The sequence below is a fragment of the Streptomyces sp. NPDC003635 genome, from assembly GCF_053587635.1.
Genome location: NZ_JBSFOK010000005.1, coordinates 2,422 through 18,796, shown reverse-complemented (window position 1 = coordinate 18,796; position 16,375 = coordinate 2,422). Strand labels below are relative to the sequence as shown.

The 16,375-nt window shown below is 72.6% G+C and carries 14 protein-coding genes; 6 read left to right on the top strand and 8 right to left on the bottom strand.

Features of this window, described 5'->3' with window-relative positions; translation table 11 throughout:
• Positions 1–25: 25 nt before the first annotated feature.
• From ACWDRW_RS06560 to ACWDRW_RS06540, 5 genes are all read right to left on the bottom strand, one after another.
• A complete protein-coding gene (locus ACWDRW_RS06560) occupies positions 26–1,291 on the bottom strand; it encodes an RNA polymerase sigma factor (RefSeq protein WP_451720983.1) in 1,266 nt (421 codons plus the stop codon).
• A gap of 103 nt (positions 1,292–1,394) precedes the next feature.
• Positions 1,395–3,296: a DNA primase gene (gene dnaG / locus ACWDRW_RS06555; RefSeq protein ID WP_451720981.1), complete on the bottom strand. Its 1,902-nt coding sequence runs from the start codon at positions 3,294–3,296 to the stop codon at positions 1,395–1,397.
• A 29-nt stretch (positions 3,297–3,325) separates the two neighbouring features.
• The gene (locus tag ACWDRW_RS06550) at positions 3,326–4,591 is read right to left on the bottom strand and encodes an NAD(P)/FAD-dependent oxidoreductase (RefSeq protein WP_451720979.1); all 1,266 of its coding nucleotides are present in this window, start codon (positions 4,589–4,591) and stop codon (positions 3,326–3,328) included.
• Between the two features lie 135 nt (positions 4,592–4,726).
• Positions 4,727–6,007, bottom strand: a complete 1,281-nt coding sequence (locus ACWDRW_RS06545; RefSeq protein ID WP_451720977.1) for a deoxyguanosinetriphosphate triphosphohydrolase — start codon at positions 6,005–6,007, stop codon at positions 4,727–4,729.
• A gap of 28 nt (positions 6,008–6,035) precedes the next feature.
• Positions 6,036–6,884: a sirohydrochlorin chelatase gene (locus ACWDRW_RS06540; RefSeq protein ID WP_451720975.1), complete on the bottom strand. Its 849-nt coding sequence runs from the start codon at positions 6,882–6,884 to the stop codon at positions 6,036–6,038.
• 173 nt (positions 6,885–7,057) lie between these two features.
• Between ACWDRW_RS06540 and ACWDRW_RS06535 the strand changes: the two genes are divergently transcribed.
• Both ACWDRW_RS06535 and ACWDRW_RS06530 read left to right on the top strand, forming a co-directional pair.
• Complete coding sequence (locus ACWDRW_RS06535) at positions 7,058–7,735, top strand: SanA/YdcF family protein (protein WP_451720973.1); 678 nt, start codon at positions 7,058–7,060, stop codon at positions 7,733–7,735.
• A gap of 126 nt (positions 7,736–7,861) precedes the next feature.
• Positions 7,862–9,952, top strand: coding sequence for a molybdopterin oxidoreductase family protein (locus tag ACWDRW_RS06530; RefSeq protein WP_451720971.1), 2,091 nt, complete (start codon positions 7,862–7,864; stop codon positions 9,950–9,952).
• Here ACWDRW_RS06530 and ACWDRW_RS06525 read toward each other — a convergent pair.
• Positions 9,949–10,377 carry a gamma-glutamylcyclotransferase family protein gene (locus tag ACWDRW_RS06525; RefSeq protein ID WP_451720969.1) on the bottom strand — a complete coding sequence of 143 codons (429 nt, stop codon included), beginning with the start codon at positions 10,375–10,377 and terminating at the stop codon, positions 9,949–9,951. The two genes, ACWDRW_RS06530 and ACWDRW_RS06525, sit on opposite strands and share 4 nt — an antisense overlap.
• 109 nt (positions 10,378–10,486) lie before the next feature.
• Between ACWDRW_RS06525 and ACWDRW_RS06520 the strand changes: the two genes are divergently transcribed.
• On the top strand, positions 10,487–12,139 hold the full coding sequence (locus ACWDRW_RS06520; protein WP_451720967.1) for a M4 family metallopeptidase: 1,653 nt from the start codon (positions 10,487–10,489) through the stop codon (positions 12,137–12,139).
• A 113-nt stretch (positions 12,140–12,252) separates the two neighbouring features.
• Positions 12,253–13,170: an aminoglycoside phosphotransferase family protein gene (locus ACWDRW_RS06515; RefSeq protein WP_451720965.1), complete on the top strand. Its 918-nt coding sequence runs from the start codon at positions 12,253–12,255 to the stop codon at positions 13,168–13,170.
• Between the two features lie 2 nt (positions 13,171–13,172).
• Here ACWDRW_RS06515 and ACWDRW_RS06510 read toward each other — a convergent pair whose 3' ends face one another.
• On the bottom strand, positions 13,173–14,045 hold the full coding sequence (locus ACWDRW_RS06510) for an NmrA family NAD(P)-binding protein (protein ID WP_451720963.1): 873 nt from the start codon (positions 14,043–14,045) through the stop codon (positions 13,173–13,175).
• A gap of 82 nt (positions 14,046–14,127) precedes the next feature.
• On the opposite strand from ACWDRW_RS06510, the gene ACWDRW_RS06505 reads away from it, so the two are divergent.
• Complete coding sequence (locus tag ACWDRW_RS06505) at positions 14,128–14,535, top strand: winged helix-turn-helix transcriptional regulator (protein WP_451720961.1); 408 nt, start codon at positions 14,128–14,130, stop codon at positions 14,533–14,535.
• Positions 14,536–14,635: 100 nt separating this feature from the next.
• Here the strand turns inward: ACWDRW_RS06505 and ACWDRW_RS06500 are convergent, their stop codons facing one another.
• Positions 14,636–15,220, bottom strand: a complete 585-nt coding sequence (locus ACWDRW_RS06500) for an NADPH-dependent FMN reductase (RefSeq protein WP_451720959.1) — start codon at positions 15,218–15,220, stop codon at positions 14,636–14,638.
• Positions 15,221–15,468: 248 nt separating this feature from the next.
• On the opposite strand from ACWDRW_RS06500, the gene ACWDRW_RS06495 reads away from it, so the two are divergent.
• Positions 15,469–15,978: a hypothetical protein gene (locus tag ACWDRW_RS06495; RefSeq protein WP_451720957.1), complete on the top strand. Its 510-nt coding sequence runs from the start codon at positions 15,469–15,471 to the stop codon at positions 15,976–15,978.
• The last annotated feature ends 397 nt before the right edge of the window (positions 15,979–16,375 follow it).

Genomic DNA, 16,375 nt, shown 5'->3' with positions numbered 1-16,375 from the left:
GGGGCCGCCGAGCGGCGGCCCCTACTCAGTCCAGGTATCCCCTCAGCTGGTCCGCGAAGGCGTGGTCCCTCAGTTTGTTGAGGGTCTTCGACTCGATCTGGCGGATGCGTTCCCTGGTCACGCCGAAGATGCGGCCTATCTCCTCCAGCGTGCGGGGGCGGCCGTCGGCCAGGCCGTAGCGGAGCTGGACCACCTTGCGCTCACGCTCGCCGAGGGTGGAGAGGACCGCCTCCAGGTGCTCCCTGAGCAGCAGGAACGCCGCCGATTCCACCGGGCTCGCCGCGTCGCCGTCCTCGATGAGGTCACCGAGCGCCACGTCGTCCTCCTCGCCCACCGGGGCGTGCAGGGAGACCGGCTCCTGGGCCAGGCGCAGCACCTCACTGACCCGCTCGGGCGGCAGGTCCAGGTGGGCGGCCACCTCCTCCGGGGTCGGCTCGTAGCCGCGTTCCTGGAGCATCCGGCGCTGCACCCGGACCACCCGGTTGATCAGCTCCACCACATGGACCGGGACGCGGATCGTGCGGGCCTGGTCGGCGAGGGCGCGGGACATGGCCTGGCGGATCCACCAGGTGGCGTAGGTGGAGAACTTGTAGCCGCGGGCGTAGTCGAACTTCTCCACCGCCCGGATCAGGCCCAGGTTTCCCTCCTGGACCAGGTCCAGCATGGTCAGCCCGCGGCCGACGTAGCGTTTGGCCACCGACACGACCAGCCGGAGGTTGGCCTCGATCAACCGGCGCTTGGCCATCCGGCCCATGACCACCAGGCGGTCCAGGTCCAGCGCCAACTGGCTGTCCAGGTCGGGCGTGTTGCTCAGCTTCTCCTCGGCGAACAGGCCCGCCTCGACCCGGCGGGCGAGCTCTACCTCCTCCGCCGCCGTGAGCAGGGGGATGCGGCCGATCTCCCGCAGGTACTGGCGGAACAGGTCCGAGGACGGGCCGCCGGTGTCGGCTCGGGCGCGCGGCGGTTCGACGGGCTCCGGGGCCTCGACGGCCTCCAGCGGCTCCGTGGGCGGGCTCTCCGGCTCCGCCTCGGGGTGGTGCGCGACGCGGCTCTGCGGGGGCACCGCGACGAGAACGTCGGACTCGTCGTCCGTAGTGCTGTCGGTCTGGGTGAGGGTCTGGGTCTGCACGGGGGCGACCTCCAGGATGATCGCTGCTGAGGTGTGCGGCAGCGCGGCTTCGAGGGCGGAGTCGGCGGCCTCGCCGCTGTCCGTCCCGTACGCGATGAGCGGAATCGCGGGGGTAGGGGACCCGTGAAGGACGGGTCGGCCGCGCTCCGAGGACTCAGGCACCGGAACCCAGTGTGGAGTACGACACATCGCCGCCACGAGGGGCGTGCGGTGACTTTTTGCGTCCGGTCCGTGACCGCGTGGTGACCGCTTCGGGCCCGGCAGGCTACAGAGCTGCGGCTCCGTGCTCCCGCAGGGCCTGGTCGTACTGCTGGAGCACCCACAGTTCGTTCTGCGTAGCGGCGAGTTGGGCCGGATCCCCGCCCGCGGAGAGTCGGGCCATCTGGGACTGGATGTCCCGGATGCGGCGTTCGACGGCCCTGCGGCGGACGGTGACGAGCTGTTCGCCGGCGTAGTTCTCATCGACCGTGCGGCGCATGATCGCCTCGACCGCCAGCTCGGTGACCATCGCGCGGACCGCGTCGTCGGGGGCGGCGTCGCGGACCCGGACCAGGTAGTCCTGCGCGTCCTGCACGCCGTACAGGGCGCCGCCCGCCTCCATGACGGCCTGGCGCACGGCGGCGTAGGGGGCGGCGGTGAACTCGTCGACGCCGTACGCGTCGAAGGCCGGGGAGACCAGCTCCGGGCGCTGCAGGGCGAGCTTGAGCAGTTCGCGCTCGGTGGCGTAGACGGGGTTGCGGAGGTTGAGCGCCGGGCCGGAGGACATCGGCCGGGGGGCGGCGTCGTACGGCTGCTGCGGACCGCGCGCCGGGGCCGGGCCCTTGCCGCCGCGGTCGCGGGCCCAACGGGCCAGCTGCGCCACCCGCTTGACGACGAACTGGGTGTCGAGGATGCCGAGCATCCCGGCGAGCTGGACGGCGACCTCGTGCTGGGCGCCGCTGTTCTTGATGCGGGCGACGATGGGGGCGGCCTCGTCCAGGGCGGAGGCACGGCCCGCCGGGGTGTCCAGGTCGTACCGCACGACGATCTGGCGGAGCGCGAACTCGAAGAGCGGGGTGCGGGGTTCGACCAGGTCGGCCACCGCCTCGTCGCCCTTGGCCAGCCGCAGCTCGCAGGGGTCCATGCCGTCGGGCGCGATGGCGATGTAGGTCTCGGCGGCGAACTTCTGGTCGTCCTCGAAGGCGCGCAGGGCCGCTTTCTGGCCGGCCGCGTCGCCGTCGAAGGTGAAGATCACTCGGGCCGAGCCGTTGTCCATCAGCAGCCGACGCAGGATCTTGATGTGGTCGCCGCCGAAGGCGGTGCCGCAGGTCGCGATGGCCGTCGTCACGCCGGCGAGATGGCAGGCCATGACGTCGGTGTAGCCCTCGACGACGACCGCCCGGGAGGCCTTGGCGATGTCCTTCTTCGCCAGGTCGATGCCGTAGAGGACCTGGCTCTTCCTGTAGATCGCGGTGTCGGGGGTGTTGAGGTACTTGGGGCCGTTGTCCGCCTCGTACAGTTTGCGGGCGCCGAAGCCGACGACCTCGCCGCCGATGTCGCGGATCGGCCACATCAGACGACCCCGGAAGCGGTCGATGGGACCCCGGCGGCCCTCCTGGGACAGGCCCGAAAGGATCAGTTCCTTGTCGGTGAAGCCCTTGCCGCGCAGGAAGCGGGTGAGATGGTCCCAGCCCTGCGGGCTGTAGCCGACGCCGAAGTGGACGGCGGCGGCCTGGTCGAAGCCCCGCTCGGCGAGGAAGACCCGGCCGGTCTCGGCCTCGGGGCTGACGGCGAGCTGCTCGGCGTACCACTCGGCGGCGATCTTGTGCGCCTCGACCAGCCGGATCCGCTCACCGCGCTGGTGGGCGGGGTTGTAGCCGCCCTCCTCGTAGCGCAGGGTGATGCCGGCCTGGGCGGCGAGCCGCTCGACCGCCTCGGAGAAGGAGAGGTGGTCGACCTTCATCACGAACGTGATGGTGTCGCCGCCCTCCTGGCAGCCGAAGCAGTGGAAGAGACCCTTGCTCGGGCTGACCTGGAAGGACGGCGACTTCTCGTCGTGGAAGGGACACAGCCCCTTGAGGTTCCCGCCGCCCGCGTTGCGCAGCTGGAGGTACTCGGACACCACGGCGTCGATCGGGACCGCGTCCCGTACCGCCTTCACGTCCTCGTCGTTGATCCGTCCTGCCACGAGGAGATTCTACGGGGGCGGACCGACAGCTACGGGACGAGGTTTTCGAGCGCTGCGTGCGGGTCGGCCAGGGCTTCGGCGTTCACCTGTGCCCCGGACCGGATCAGCCGTTGGATCGGATCTGTGACGTCCCACACATTCACGTTCATCCCGGCCAGCACCCGGCCGGCCTTCAGCCAGAACGCGATGAACTCCCGCTTGCCCGCGTCCCCTCGGATCACCACTTCGTCGTAGGAGCCGGGGGGTGCCCAGCCGGAGTACTCCATCCCCAGGTCGTACTGGTCGGAGAAGAAGTAGGGCACCCGGTCGTAGACGACGTCCCGGCCGAGCATCGCGCGGGCCGCCGCCGGGCCGCCGTTGAGGGCGTTGGCCCAGTGCTCCACCCGGATCCGGGTGTCGAACAGCTTGTGCGGGAAGGAGGCCACGTCCCCGGCGGCGTGGATGTCGGGGTCGGAGGTGCGCAGCCGCCCGTCCACGACCACGCCCCCGCCGTGCGAGCCGTCGGCGATCTCCAGGCCCGCGGCCTCGGCAAGCCCGATCCGCGGCGCGGCGCCGATCGCGGCCAGCACGGCGTGCGCCGGATGCTCCTCGCCGTCGTCCGTGCGCGCGGCCAGCACCACCCCGTCCTGCCCGGCGATCTCGGTGAGCCGCGCCCCGAAGTGGAAGCGCACCCCGTGCTCGCGGTGCAGCTCGGCGAAGAGTCCGCCCAGCTCCGGGCCGAGCACGCCGTGCAGCGGGGTCGGCTCCGGTTCGACGACCGTGACCTCGGCGCCGTACTCCCGCGCCGCCGCCGCGACCTCCAGGCCGATCCAGCCGGCCCCGGCGATGACGATGTGGCCGTTGTCCCGGCCGAGCGCGGTCAGCACGCCCTTGAGCCGCTCGGCGTGCGCGAGCCGGCGCAGATGGTGCACGCCGGCCAGGTCGGTGCCCGGGATGTCCAGTCGGCGGGGCTCGGCGCCGGTCGTCAGCAGCAGCTTGTCGTAGTGGACGACGGTGCCGTCCTCACCGAAGCGGACCGTCTTCGCCGTACGGTCGATGGCGTCGACGGTCTGGCCGAGGTGCAGTTCGACGTCGTTCTGCGCGTACCAGGCGGGCTCGTGCACGAAGACGCTGTCGCGCTCCTCCTTGCCGAGCAGATAGCCCTTGGAGAGCGGGGGACGCTCGTAGGGGTGGTCGCGCTCGTCGCTGATCAGTATCACCCGCCCCGTGAAGCCCTCCGCCCGCAGGGTTTCGGCCGCCTTCGCGCCGGCGAGTCCGCCTCCGACGATGACGAATGTCTGATCCGCGTCGACCACTTGATGCCTCCTCGTAAGGGTGCCGCCACATGGGAGCGTCCCGCACGGAGCGTGATGGGGGAAGAGGGAGTGGCCCGATCAGGCCACGGAGGGTCACATTCGGGCGCGTTTCACTTCACTCATGCCTCCCCGGGCTCACGAGTGCCCCGTCAGACGTTCGTGAAGCGAACGGGCCGAGACATCGGTGAGGGACGCGATCTGGTCCACGATCACCCGCTTGCGCGCCCGGTCGTCCGGCGCCGCGTCGAACAGCGCCCGGAACTGGGGCTCGAGCCCGTCCGGCGCCCGCGCGGTGAGCGCCTCCGCCAGCTCGGCGACGACGATCCGCTGATCGGCCCGCAGCCGCTCCTGCTCGTCCCGCTGCATGACGTACCGGTCGGCGACCGCCTTCAGTACGGCGCACTCCAGCCGCGTCTCGTGCGGTACGACGAGTTCGGCGCCGTAGCGCGTGAGCCGGCCGGTGCCGTGAGCGGCGCGGGTGGCGCCCTCGGCGGCGAGGCAGAAGCGGCCGATGAGCTGGCTGGTGGCGTCCTTGAGACGGGCCTGGGCGACGGCGGTGCCGTCGTAGCCGTGCGGCCACCACTCCTGGTCCTGGAGCCGGTCGAGGGCGGCGGCGAGTTCGGCGGGGTCGGTGTCCGCGGGGACGTACCGTCCCACGGCGACCTCGAAGACCGCCCGGCGTTCCGGTTCGGCGTGCAGGCAGTTGGGGTCGATGTGGCCCGCGTGCAGGCCGTCCTCCACGTCGTGCACCGAGTACGCGACATCGTCGGACCAGTCCATCACCTGGGCCTCGAAGGTGGCCCGGGTGCCGGGGGCGCCCTCGCGGACCCAGTCGAAGACCGGCCGGTCGTCCTCGTAGACGCCGAACTTGGGCGACTTGGGGTCGGACGGGTGGGCGCCGCGCGGCCAGGGGTACTTGGTGGCCGCGTCGAGGGCGGCGCGGGTGAGGTTGAGGCCGACGGAGCCCTCCGGGGTGAACCGCTTGGGCTCGATGCGGGTGAGCAGTCTCAGGGACTGGGCGTTGCCCTCGAAACCGCCGCAGTCCTCGGCGAACTCGTTCAGGGCCTGTTCGCCGTTGTGGCCGAACGGGGGGTGGCCGAGGTCGTGGGAGAGGCAGGCGGCCTCCACGAGGTCCGGGTCGCATCCCAGGGCGGCGCCCAGCTCCCGGCCGACCTGGGCGCATTCGAGGGAGTGGGTGAGCCGGGTGCGGGGGCTGGCGTCCCAGGCGGGGCTGCGGGTTCCCGGGGTGACCACCTGGGTCTTGCCGGCGAGTCTTCTCAGGGCGGCGGAGTGCAGTACTCGCGCTCGGTCGCGTTGGAAGGCCGTCCGGCCGGGGCGCTTGTCGGGTTCTCTGGACCAGCGTTCGACCGACGTCGGGTCGTAGCCGGGGGGCGGGATGTGGTTCTCGTGCGCCATGCGACGACAGTAAGCGCACGATCGTCTCCTACGCCGACGTCAGCACTGCTTCCTTGCCCACGGACGTCCGCAGGGCCTGGTCGTAACGGTGCAGCACCAGACGGGCCATCGCCGGGTGCGGGCCCAGCGGGGCCGAGGCGAGCCACGGGGCCTGCGCCGCGCATTCCGTCGCGAAGCGGCCCGGGGCCGTGAAGTACGACGCCACCGCGATGCGGTGGTGGCCCCTCGCCGTCAGCGCCCGGATCGCGTCCGGCACCCTGGGGGCCGCCGTCGTGGCGTAGGCCGGGACCACGGGCGCTCCCAGGCGCTCGGCGAGTGCCGCCGCCGTGCGGCCCGCGTCGACCTTGGACTCCGGGTCCCGGGAGCCCGCGGCCGCCAGGACCACCGCCGTGCCGGGCCCCGGCTCCCAGCCCGCCTCCATCAGCCGGTCGTACAGGGCCTCCACCAGAAGCGGGTGCGGGCCGAGGGCTTTGGCCACCGTCGCCCGCACGCCGGAGTGCGCGGCCATCTCCGGGATGTCCCGCTTCACGTGGTAGCCGCGGCTGAGCAGCAGCGGGACCAGGATCGCCGCGTCCGTGTCCAGGGCGGCGAGGGTGTCGGGGAGCAGGGGCTCGTTCAGTTCGATGTGGCCGAGGCGCACCGGGAGGCCGGGGCGCAGCTCGCGGACCCGGTCCAGGAGGGTGCGGACGGTGCTCAGGGCCCGCGGGTCCCGGCTGCCGTGGGCCACGACCACCAGCGCGGGCGGGGCGGGGCGACGTCGGCCGTCGAGCGCGACGAGGCTGAGCTGGCTGGCGAGCTGGCTGCTGATCCGGTTCATGAGATGCGCCGTACTGTCGAGGGACGTGGACTCGTCGTGAAGGGGTTGCGACGCCGTCATGAACCGATGGTGGTGGCCCGAGGTTGCCACGCCGTTGCGCGGGCGTCACGGGTTTTTTCCACGGGTTCACGGTCCGGGACCCCGCCGGTGTGAGGCCGTATGACCTGCGGTTTCACCTCCTGACGTGAGCCTGGTCACGCAACCGCCGCCCCACCTGGTACGTCCTAGGGTGCATGAGGACCCGCCGACCGCGCCTGCCGCGCACCCGTACCGGACAGCGTCGGCTCGCGCAGACGCTGATGGCGGCGTGCGTGGTGGCGCTGCTGCCGGCGACCTGGATGTACGTCTCCACGGGCGACCGGCTGCGTACCGTCGCCGACGCGCCCCGCACCGACGTGGCCGTCGTCTTCGGGGCGGGACTGTGGCAGGGCGAGCCGTCGCCGTATCTCGCCCATCGGCTGGACGCGGCGGCCGAGCTGTACCGCGCGGGGACCGTGAAGGTGGTCCTCGTCACCGGCGACAACAGCCGCGAGGACTACGACGAGCCGGACGCGATGCGCGCCTACCTGACCCGGCACGGGGTGCCGGACTCCCGGATCGTCAGCGACTACGCCGGCTTCGACACCTGGGACTCCTGCGTGCGCGCGAAGAAGATCTTCGGCGTGGACGAGGCCGTGCTGATCAGCCAGGGCTTCCACATCCGGCGGGCCGTCGCCCTGTGCGAGGCGGCGGGGGTCACCTCCTACGGCGTCGGCGTGGACGAGGTGCACGACGCCACCTGGTACTACGGCGGCACCCGGGAGATCTTCGCGGCGGGCAAGGCGGCACTGGACGCCGGGTTCCGGCCGGACCCCAAGTTCCTCGGTCCCGAGGAGGCGGGGGTGCGGGAGGCGCTGGCGAGCGGTCGCTGACGCGGCGCCGCGGACCGGCGGGCCGGGCGCCTCACGCCGGTGGGGCCGGGGCGGGGAGGCCGAGGTCCCCTCGGCGTAACAATCCGCCGTCACGGCACGTAACACGGCCGAAGCACGCTGGATGACATGCAGAACACCGCCACGCCCACGCACTGTCCGTACTGCGCCCTGCAGTGCGGGATGAATCTGACGCCCGCCCCCGACGGGACGGTCGAGGTGAGCGAGCGGGCGGACTTCCCGGTGAACCGGGGCGCGCTGTGCGGCAAGGGCCGTACGGCGCCGGCGGTGCTCTCCTCCCGGGTGCGGCTGACCTCCCCGTTGGTGCGCTCCGAGGGCACGCTGGTGCCCGCCTCCTGGGAGGAGGCACTCGACCGGATCGCCGAGGCGCTGCGCCGCACGCGGACGGAGCACGGCCCGGACGGGGTCGGGGTGTTCGGCGGCGGCGGGCTGACCAACGAGAAGGCCTACACGCTGGGCAAGTTCGCCCGTGTGGCGCTCGGCACCTCGCAGATCGACTACAACGGCCGCTTCTGCATGTCCTCCGCCGCGGCCGCCGGGATCAAGGCGTTCGGCCTCGACCGCGGGCTGCCGTTCCCGCTGGAGGACATCCCCAAGTCGGGCTGTGTGATCCTCGTCGGCTCCAACCTCGCGGAGACCATGCCGCCGTCGCTGCGGTTCTTCAACGAGCTGCGCGAGAACGGCGGCACGCTGATCGTCGTCGACCCGCGCCGCACGAGGACGGCCGAGCAGGCCGACCTGCACCTCGCGCCCCGGCCGGGCACGGACCTGGCGCTGGCGCTGGGCCTGCTGCACCTCGTCGTCGCCGAGGGGCGCACGGACGAGGAGTACATCCGCGAGCGGACGACCGGCTGGGAGGAGGCCCGGGCGGAGGCCCTGGCGCACTGGCCGGAGTACGTGGAGCGGATCACGGGCGTGTCCGTGCCCGAACTGCGTGAAGCGGTACGGATGTTCTGCGAGCCGGAGTCGGCGATGGTGCTCACCGCGCGCGGCCCGGAACAGCAGTCCAAGGGCACCGACACCGTGGGCGCGTGGATCAACCTGTGCCTGGCCACCGGCCGCGCGGGCCGCCCGTTCTCCGGCTACGGCTGTCTCACCGGCCAGGGCAACGGCCAGGGCGGACGCGAACACGGCCAGAAGGCCGACCAGCTGCCCGGCTACCGCAAGCTGGACGACCCCGCGGCCCGGCGCCATGTCGCCGAGGTGTGGGGCGTGGACCCCGACTCCCTGCCCGGCCCCGGACGCAGCGCGTACGAACTCCTCGAAGCCCTGGGCACGGACATCAGGTCGCTGCTGCTGATGGGCTCCAACCCGGTCGTCTCGGCGCCGCGCGCCGCCCACGTCGAGGAACGCCTGAAGTCGCTGGACTTCCTCGCCGTCTGTGACGTCGTGCTGTCGGAGACCGCGGCCCTGGCGGACGTCGTGCTGCCGGTGACGCAGTGGGCGGAGGAGACGGGCACGACGACGAACCTGGAGGGCCGGGTACTGCTGCGCAAGCAGGCGATCACCCCGCCGTCGGGGGTCCGCAGCGACCTGGAGGTCATGCACGAGCTGGCCGACCGGCTCGGCGTGGAGAAGGGCTTCCCGACCGACCCCGAGGAGGTCTTCGAGGAGCTGCGCCGGGCCAGCGCGGGCGGCCCCGCCGACTACTCCGGGATCACGTACCGCAGGCTGGTGGAGGAGAACGGCGTCTTCTGGCCGTGCCCGGCGGACGAGCAGGCCCCGGAGGCGGCCCACCCCGGCACGCCCCGCCTCTTCCACGACCGGTTCGCCACGCCGGACGGCAGGGCCCGCTTCGTACCGGTCGCCCACCGGGCGACGGCGGAGGAGCCGGACGACGAGTACCCGGTGCTGCTGACGACGGGACGAGTGGTGTCCCAGTACCAGTCGGGCGCGCAGACCCGCCGGGTGGACGAGCTCAACGCCGCCGCGCCGGGCCCCTTCGTGGAACTCCACCCCCGCCTGGCGGCCCGGCTCGGCGCGTCCGAGGGTGACCCGGTGGCGGTGATCTCCCGGCGCGGGCGGGCGGTGGCCCCGGCGAGGATCACGACGACGATCCGCCCGGACACGGTCTTCATGCCGTTCCACTGGCCGGGAGAGGGCCGCGCGAACACCCTGACCAACCCGGCGCTGGATCCGACGTCCCGGATGCCGGAGTTCAAGAGCTGCGCGGTGCGCCTGGAGGCCGTCGCCCCCTAGCGCAGGGCCCAGTCGCCGCTCTCGATGAGTTTGCCGTTCGCCCGCAGGCGTGCGGCCACCGCGGGGGCGGCGACGTACACCCAGGCGCGTACGGCGACTGCGTCGGCGTCCCTGCTCACCTCCCGCTCGACGCGCTCGTAGAGGCTGCGCGGGTCGCCCGGCACGTACTCCTCCAGGCGGTCCAGTACGCCCAGTAGCTCGTCGTACTCCTCGGGGCGGGCCGTGATCAGCTCACCGCGCACCCGGGCGCCGGGTTCCTCCACGACGTACGGGTATCCGGGACCGTCGTACAGCAACGCCCCGGTGAGCGTCGCCGGTTCCTCCCGCTGCGTGCGGCCGCGCAGGAAGACGTCGTGATTGGGCTCGCCGGGGCGGAGGGTGCCGTAGACGAAGAACGGAATGCGCGGAAGGTTCGGCAGGCTCACAGAAACGATTCTGTCTCCTCACACACCTCCACGGGACGGGCCTGGCCCCTGACCTGTCATGGCCCCTTAAATCGCAGGACAAGATCACCCGCGCCTCCCGAGGAGATCCATGAGCCGGATACGGCCGCACGTCCGAGGTTCCCGTCTCGCCACCGCCGGTGTGGCCGTCACCGCCGCAGGCCTGCTGGCCGCCGCGCTCACCCCCACCGCAGACGCCACCGACCGCCCTACCCGCGCCACCGCCGTCGAGAACGCCACCGCCGCCCTCGCCGACCACGCCACCGCGTTGGGCCTGAGCTCCGCGCAGGGGACGAAGGTCAGGGACGTGATCGTGGACGCCGACGGCACCCAGCACGTGCGCTACGACCGGACGTATCGCCAACTCCCTGTGCTGGGCGGCGACTTCGTCGTCCACCTCGCCAAGGACGGGACGTACCGGAGTGCTTCCCGGGCCGTGCGGGGTTCCGTCGCCCCGGCCGCCGGCGTCACCCCCGTGCTCTCCGCGACCCGGGCCGGCGACCTCGCCGTCAACGCCCTGCGCGCCGCCAACCTCGGTGAGGCCCTGCGGCGGCTCACCGCCAAACCCCGGCTGGTGGTGGACGCCCTGCACGGCGCGCCCAAGCTGGCCTGGCAGACGGATGTCGTGGCCCAGGACTCGCTCGGCAACCCGGTCGGGCGGACCGTGCTGACCGACGCCCGCACCGGCGCGCAGATCGACGCGTGGGACACCCTGGAGTCCGTGTCCGGCGACGGGAAGTCGCTGTACGGCGGGACGGTGCCGCTGAGCACGGCGTCGACCGGATCGACGTACGAACTGCGGGACGCCTCGCGCGGCGGCACGTACACAGGTGACGCCGCCGGGAAGACGGACCTCTGCCTGCTCGGCACGATCTGCGTCAGCCGCGCCCCCTCGACGGTGTTCACCGACACCGACAACCACTGGGGCAGCGGTTCCACCACCGACCGCGCCTCGGCGGCGGTGGACGCGCAGTACGGCACCGACGTGACCTGGGACTACTTCAAGGGCGTCCACGGCCGCAATGGCATCGCGGGCGACGGCAAGGGCTCGTACAACCGGGTGCACTACGGAACGCGGTACAACAACGCCTTCTGGGACGACAGTTGCTTCTGCATGACGTACGGCGACGGCGACGGGACGAACCTCGGCCCGCTGGTCTCGCTGGACGTGGCCGGGCACGAGATGTCGCACGGCGTGACGTCCAAGACGGCGGCGCTGACGTACTCGGGCGAGTCCGGCGGCCTGAACGAGGCAACCTCCGACATCTTCGGCACGCTGGTCGAGTTCCACGCGGACAATGGATCGGACCCCGGTGACTATCTGATCGGCGAGAAGATCGTCCGCTCCGGGTTCGGCCGCGCCGCTCTGCGCTACATGGACAAGCCCTCCAAGGACGGCGCTTCGGTGGACTGCTGGAGCTCGGCGACCGCGAATCTGGACGTCCACTACTCCTCCGGCGTCGGCAACCACTTCGCCTACCTCCTGGCGGAGGGCAGCGGGGCCAGGACCATCAACGGCGTCGCCCACAACTCCCCCACCTGTGACGGCACTTCGGTCACCGGGATCGGCCGCGCCAAGCTGGGCGCGATCTGGTACCGGGCCCTGACCGTCTACATGACGTCCTCCACGAACTACGCGGGCGCCCGCACGGCGACTCTGAGCGCGGCCAAGGACCTGTACGGCGCCGGGAGTTCGGAGTACGCGGCGGTGGCGGCGGCCTGGAGCGCGGTGGGCGTGGGCTGAGCGCGGCCGGCGTCGGTGAGCGCGGCGGGCGCGGGCTGAGCGCGCGGAAATGGGGTGGCCCGGTCGAAAGGGGCGCGGATACGCTCCCCTGCCGACCCCGCCTTTGGAGCCGCATGCCGACCTCACCGCCCAAGATGCGCCCCGACGAACTGGACATCGACACCGAGCTGGTGCGGCGGCTGGTCGCCGAGCGGTTCCCCGGGTGGGCCGCGCTGGAGGTGCGGCCGGTCCGGTCGGCCGGTACCGACAACGCCATGTACCGGCTCGGCGAGGAACTCGTCGTACGGCTGCCCCGGCTGCGCGACGGCGAGGGGCAGATCCAGCGGGAGCACCTGTGGCTGCCCCGGCTGGCCCCGCGGCTGCCGCTCGCGGTTCCCGTTCCGGTGGCGGTGGGCCCGCCGGGGGCGGGGTTCCCGTTGCCGTGGGGGGTGTACCGGTGGCTGGACGGATCCAGCGCCTACGACACGCCCCCGACCCAACCCACCCGAGCCGCCGACCTGTTGGGCCGGTTCGTCGCCGCCCTTCGGAAGGCGGACACCGCCGGCGCGCCCCCGTCCTACCGGGGCGCGCCGCACGGCCGTGACGACGCGGGCCTGCGGGCCGCCATCCGCGACCTCGGCTCGGACGGCACGATCGACGCGGCGCTCGCGACGGAGGCCTGGGAGAAGACCCTGCGGCTGCCCGGCTGGGACCGCGCGCCCGTCTGGCTGCACGGCGACCTGCTGCCGGGCAACCTGCTCACCACGGACGGCGAGCTGACCGCCGTCATCGACTTCGGCTGCTCCGGCGTCGGGGATCCGGCGGCGGACCTGATGGCCGCGTGGACGGTGTTCGGCGCCGACGCGCGCGAGGCGTTCCGCGCCGCCGCCGACGTGGACGACGCGACCTGGGAGCGGGGACGGGGCTGGGCCCTGTACTTCGGCCTGACCGCGGAGCACTTCTACGGCGACGCGTTCGGCAACGGCATGAACCCGGTGCTGGCGGCCGTGGGGCGGCGGGCGGTGGCGGAAGCACTGGCGGAGTACGGGTGAGCTCAGCCCACGGCCGACCTCGTGACCAGGTCGTGCACCGGCCGCGGTGCCCTCTCCAGCAGCTCGGGCAGGTCGGAGGCCCGGACCTGGAGGAAGCCCGCGGCCATGTTGGAGCACAGCGACAGAGTGTGGGTGATCTGGTAGTCCTCCAGACCGTGGCCCGCGAGGCCGGCGCGCGCCTCGGCGAGGGACACGGGACGGTAGCCGACCGGCCTGCCGTACTCCTTGGCGAGCAGGTCCGCGAGGTCGTCGCCACCCATCGCCGTCACGCCCTCCAGCTCGTACGTCCGCCCCGCGTGCCGACCGCGCTCCCCGGCCGCCAGGGCCCGGTCGGCCTCCGCCGCCACGCGCACGGTGACGTCCGCGAGGTCCTCCCGGGCCACGACGGACATACGGCCCGTGCGGTAGGGGGCCGCGAACGTGCCGGTGTCCGCCGCCCGTCGGGCCGCGGCCGCCGACAGGCCGCCGAGGAGTTCGGCGTACAGGCCGTTGCGCAGGATCGTGGTGTCGTACGGGCCCTCCGCCAGGCGGTTCTCGGTCCAGCGGTGCGGCAGGGCGAGGGTCGTGCGCTCGCCGGAGGCCGCCAGGCTGGTGTAGACGACGTGGCGGACGCCCGCCTCGGCCGCCGCGTCGGCCGCCGCGCCGTGGCGGGCCAGCACCACGTCGTCCTCGGCGTACCCGGCCGAGATCATCACCAGTACGTCGACCCCGGCGAACCCCGCCGCCAGGCTCGCCGGGTGGTCGAAGTCGATCCGGCGCGCGGTGGAGCCGTCGCCGCGGCGGGTGCCGGCCACCACGTCGGTCCCGTCGAGCCTGGACAGGCCCCGGAGCACCAGTCGGCCGAGTCCTCCGGAAACGCCGGTCACGAGAATCATCTGAGCAGTCCTAGCGTTGACGCCTTTGCGAACAGCACCGAGCATCCGCCGGGTCCGGCGGTCCACAAAAGGAGGCACTTTCGTGTCAGCCCCGAACACGGCGGTAAGTTCCCAGGTGAGCCCGGTTGTTGCCGAGGGCCCGTGTGGCGATGACGACTGCGGGATCCGCGAGGTGCTGGACCGGCTCGGGGACCGGTGGACCGTGCTGGTGGTCGTGGAACTCACCAAGGGCAGCCGCCGCTACGGCGAGTTGGAGCGCGCGATCCCCGGCATCTCCCAGCGCATGCTGTCACTGACGACGAAACGCCTCTGCCGGGACGGGCTGGTCGAGCGCATCGTCCATCCGACCCTCCCGCCCCAGGTCGAGTACCGGCTGACCGCGATGGGCGGCAGCCTCTCCAGGATGATCTCGGCCCTGGCCGACTGGTCCCGCGACCACAAGCCGGCCATCGCGACGGCCCGGGAGAAGTGGGATGCGGAGCACGCCTGACGGGCGCGCCGGTCCGTGTCGCCGGTCCGTGGGGCGTACGACGATGACGCGACCCCTGGCGCGGGACGGGCCGCGGGCGGGGCCGCTCGGATCGGTTGCGTCAGCCTCCGTACGGCCTGCGCTCCTTCGCCTCCCGCAGAGCGGTGCCCCACCACACCAGCTGGTCCAGCATGGTCTTGGCGGCCGCGTCCGGAGCCGTCGGGTCCTTCAGACGGCCCTCGTCGTCGAAGGAGGCCCCGGCGTTGTGGAAGGAGACGGTGTCGCGGACCGTCACGGCGTGGAGTTCGGCGAAGACCTGGCGCAGGTGTTCCGTGGCGCGCAGGCCGCCCGCGAGGCCGCCGTAGGAGACGATGCCGACGGGCTTGGCGCGCCACTCGCCGTAGTGCCAGTCGATGAGGTTCTTCAGGCCGGCCGGGAAGGAGTGGTTGTACTCGGGGGTGAGGACGAGGAAGGCGTCGGCGCGGTCCAGCTTCGGGGTGACGTCGGCGAGGGCCCGGGCGGCCTCAGGGGTGCGGGCGAAGGAGGTGGGCAGCTCGATCCCGGCGACGTCGACGAGGTGCGGGGTCAGGTCCTCGCGCCGCCGGACATGGTCGAGGAGCCACTCGGCGACGACGGGGCCGAAACGGCCGTGGCGGTTGCTGCCGATGACGACGGCGACATTCAGGGGTTCCATGGCGGAAGTCATGCCGACAGCGTGATACCTCAAGCTTTGTTGAGGTCAAGCGCCGTATCAGGTCACCCGTTCACACGCGCCGCCCACGCACTTCCCGGACGGCCTGGCGCAGGGGTGCTGACCTGCCCAAACGCGCCCCTCAACCGGATTTCCTGACACCCATTCACCCCAATTCTGACGCTCCCTCAGGAAGCGGCCCGGCCCCGCTGCCCCTTACCTCGGAAGGGCAGGCACCCACCGCTGAGCTCGAAGGAGCACCGATGCGCCGTACCGCCCTCCTGCTGACCGGGAGCGTGCTCGCCATCGCGGTCGCCGCCCCCGCTCACGCGGTCGGTGCCGACCGTCTGGAGGTGTACCCCTCCTCGGTCGTGCCGGGCGAGCGGGTCACGGTGAACACGGCGGCCTGCGCGGACAGCGGTACCGCGGCGGGCGACGCCAGCGCGGTGGGCGCCGGCTCGTTCACGCTGGCGCCGAGCAGCCACGAGGACAACGCCATCGGGCAGTTCCGGGTGCCGCCGAGCGCGCAGCCGGGGACGTACGAGATCACCGCGACCTGTGCCGGGGGTGGACGGAAGGTGACCGGCGACCTCGTGGTGACGCTGACCTCGCAGCGGCAGCAGGTGCATCCGCGAGGCAGTGTGAAGACGGGGGTCGGCGGCGCACTCGGCCCCGACCCCGTGCAGACCGCGGCCGGCGTGGCGGCTCTCGCCGTCGCCGCCGCGGGCGGTACCTGGCTCCTGCATCGCCGGGCGAGAGGCGACGGGATCTGACGGACACCCTCCGCTGTCCGTCCCGCCGGTACCGCATGTCCCCTCCCCCTCCGGGTCCGACGCCCCTCGCGGCCCGGAGGGGGAACAGGGCCCGACCCATGGCGAGAAGGCACAGCCGCCGCGTGCGGGTCCCAGGGGGCGAGTGACCAAGACAGGGCGCCCGGGCGCGGGTCCCAGGGCTGAGCGCGCAGGACAGGAAGCTCGGGCGGGTCCCGGGGCTCGGGCGCACAAGACAGGAGCGTCAGGCCCGCAGGACGGGAGGCTCGGGCGCGCAAGAGCGGGAAGCTCGGGCAGGTCCCAAGGCTCGGGCGCACAAGACAGGAGCGTCAGGCCCGCAGGACGGGAGGCTCGGGCGCGCAAGAGCGGGAAGCTCGGGCAGGTCCCAAGGCTCGGGCGG

Coding starts and splice junctions, on each gene's coding strand:
- ACWDRW_RS06540 (WP_451720975.1), bottom strand. CDS start 6,884: ATGACGGCGTCGCAACCCCTTCACGACGAGTCCACGTCCCTCGACAGT.
- ACWDRW_RS06545 (WP_451720977.1), bottom strand. CDS start 6,007: ATGGCGCACGAGAACCACATCCCGCCCCCCGGCTACGACCCGACGTCG.
- ACWDRW_RS06515 (WP_451720965.1), top strand. CDS start 12,253: ATGCCGACCTCACCGCCCAAGATGCGCCCCGACGAACTGGACATCGAC.
- ACWDRW_RS06535 (WP_451720973.1), top strand. CDS start 7,058: ATGAGGACCCGCCGACCGCGCCTGCCGCGCACCCGTACCGGACAGCGT.
- ACWDRW_RS06530 (WP_451720971.1), top strand. CDS start 7,862: ATGCAGAACACCGCCACGCCCACGCACTGTCCGTACTGCGCCCTGCAG.
- ACWDRW_RS06495 (WP_451720957.1), top strand. CDS start 15,469: ATGCGCCGTACCGCCCTCCTGCTGACCGGGAGCGTGCTCGCCATCGCG.
- ACWDRW_RS06520 (WP_451720967.1), top strand. CDS start 10,487: ATGAGCCGGATACGGCCGCACGTCCGAGGTTCCCGTCTCGCCACCGCC.
- ACWDRW_RS06500 (WP_451720959.1), bottom strand. CDS start 15,220: ATGACTTCCGCCATGGAACCCCTGAATGTCGCCGTCGTCATCGGCAGC.
- ACWDRW_RS06510 (WP_451720963.1), bottom strand. CDS start 14,045: ATGATTCTCGTGACCGGCGTTTCCGGAGGACTCGGCCGACTGGTGCTC.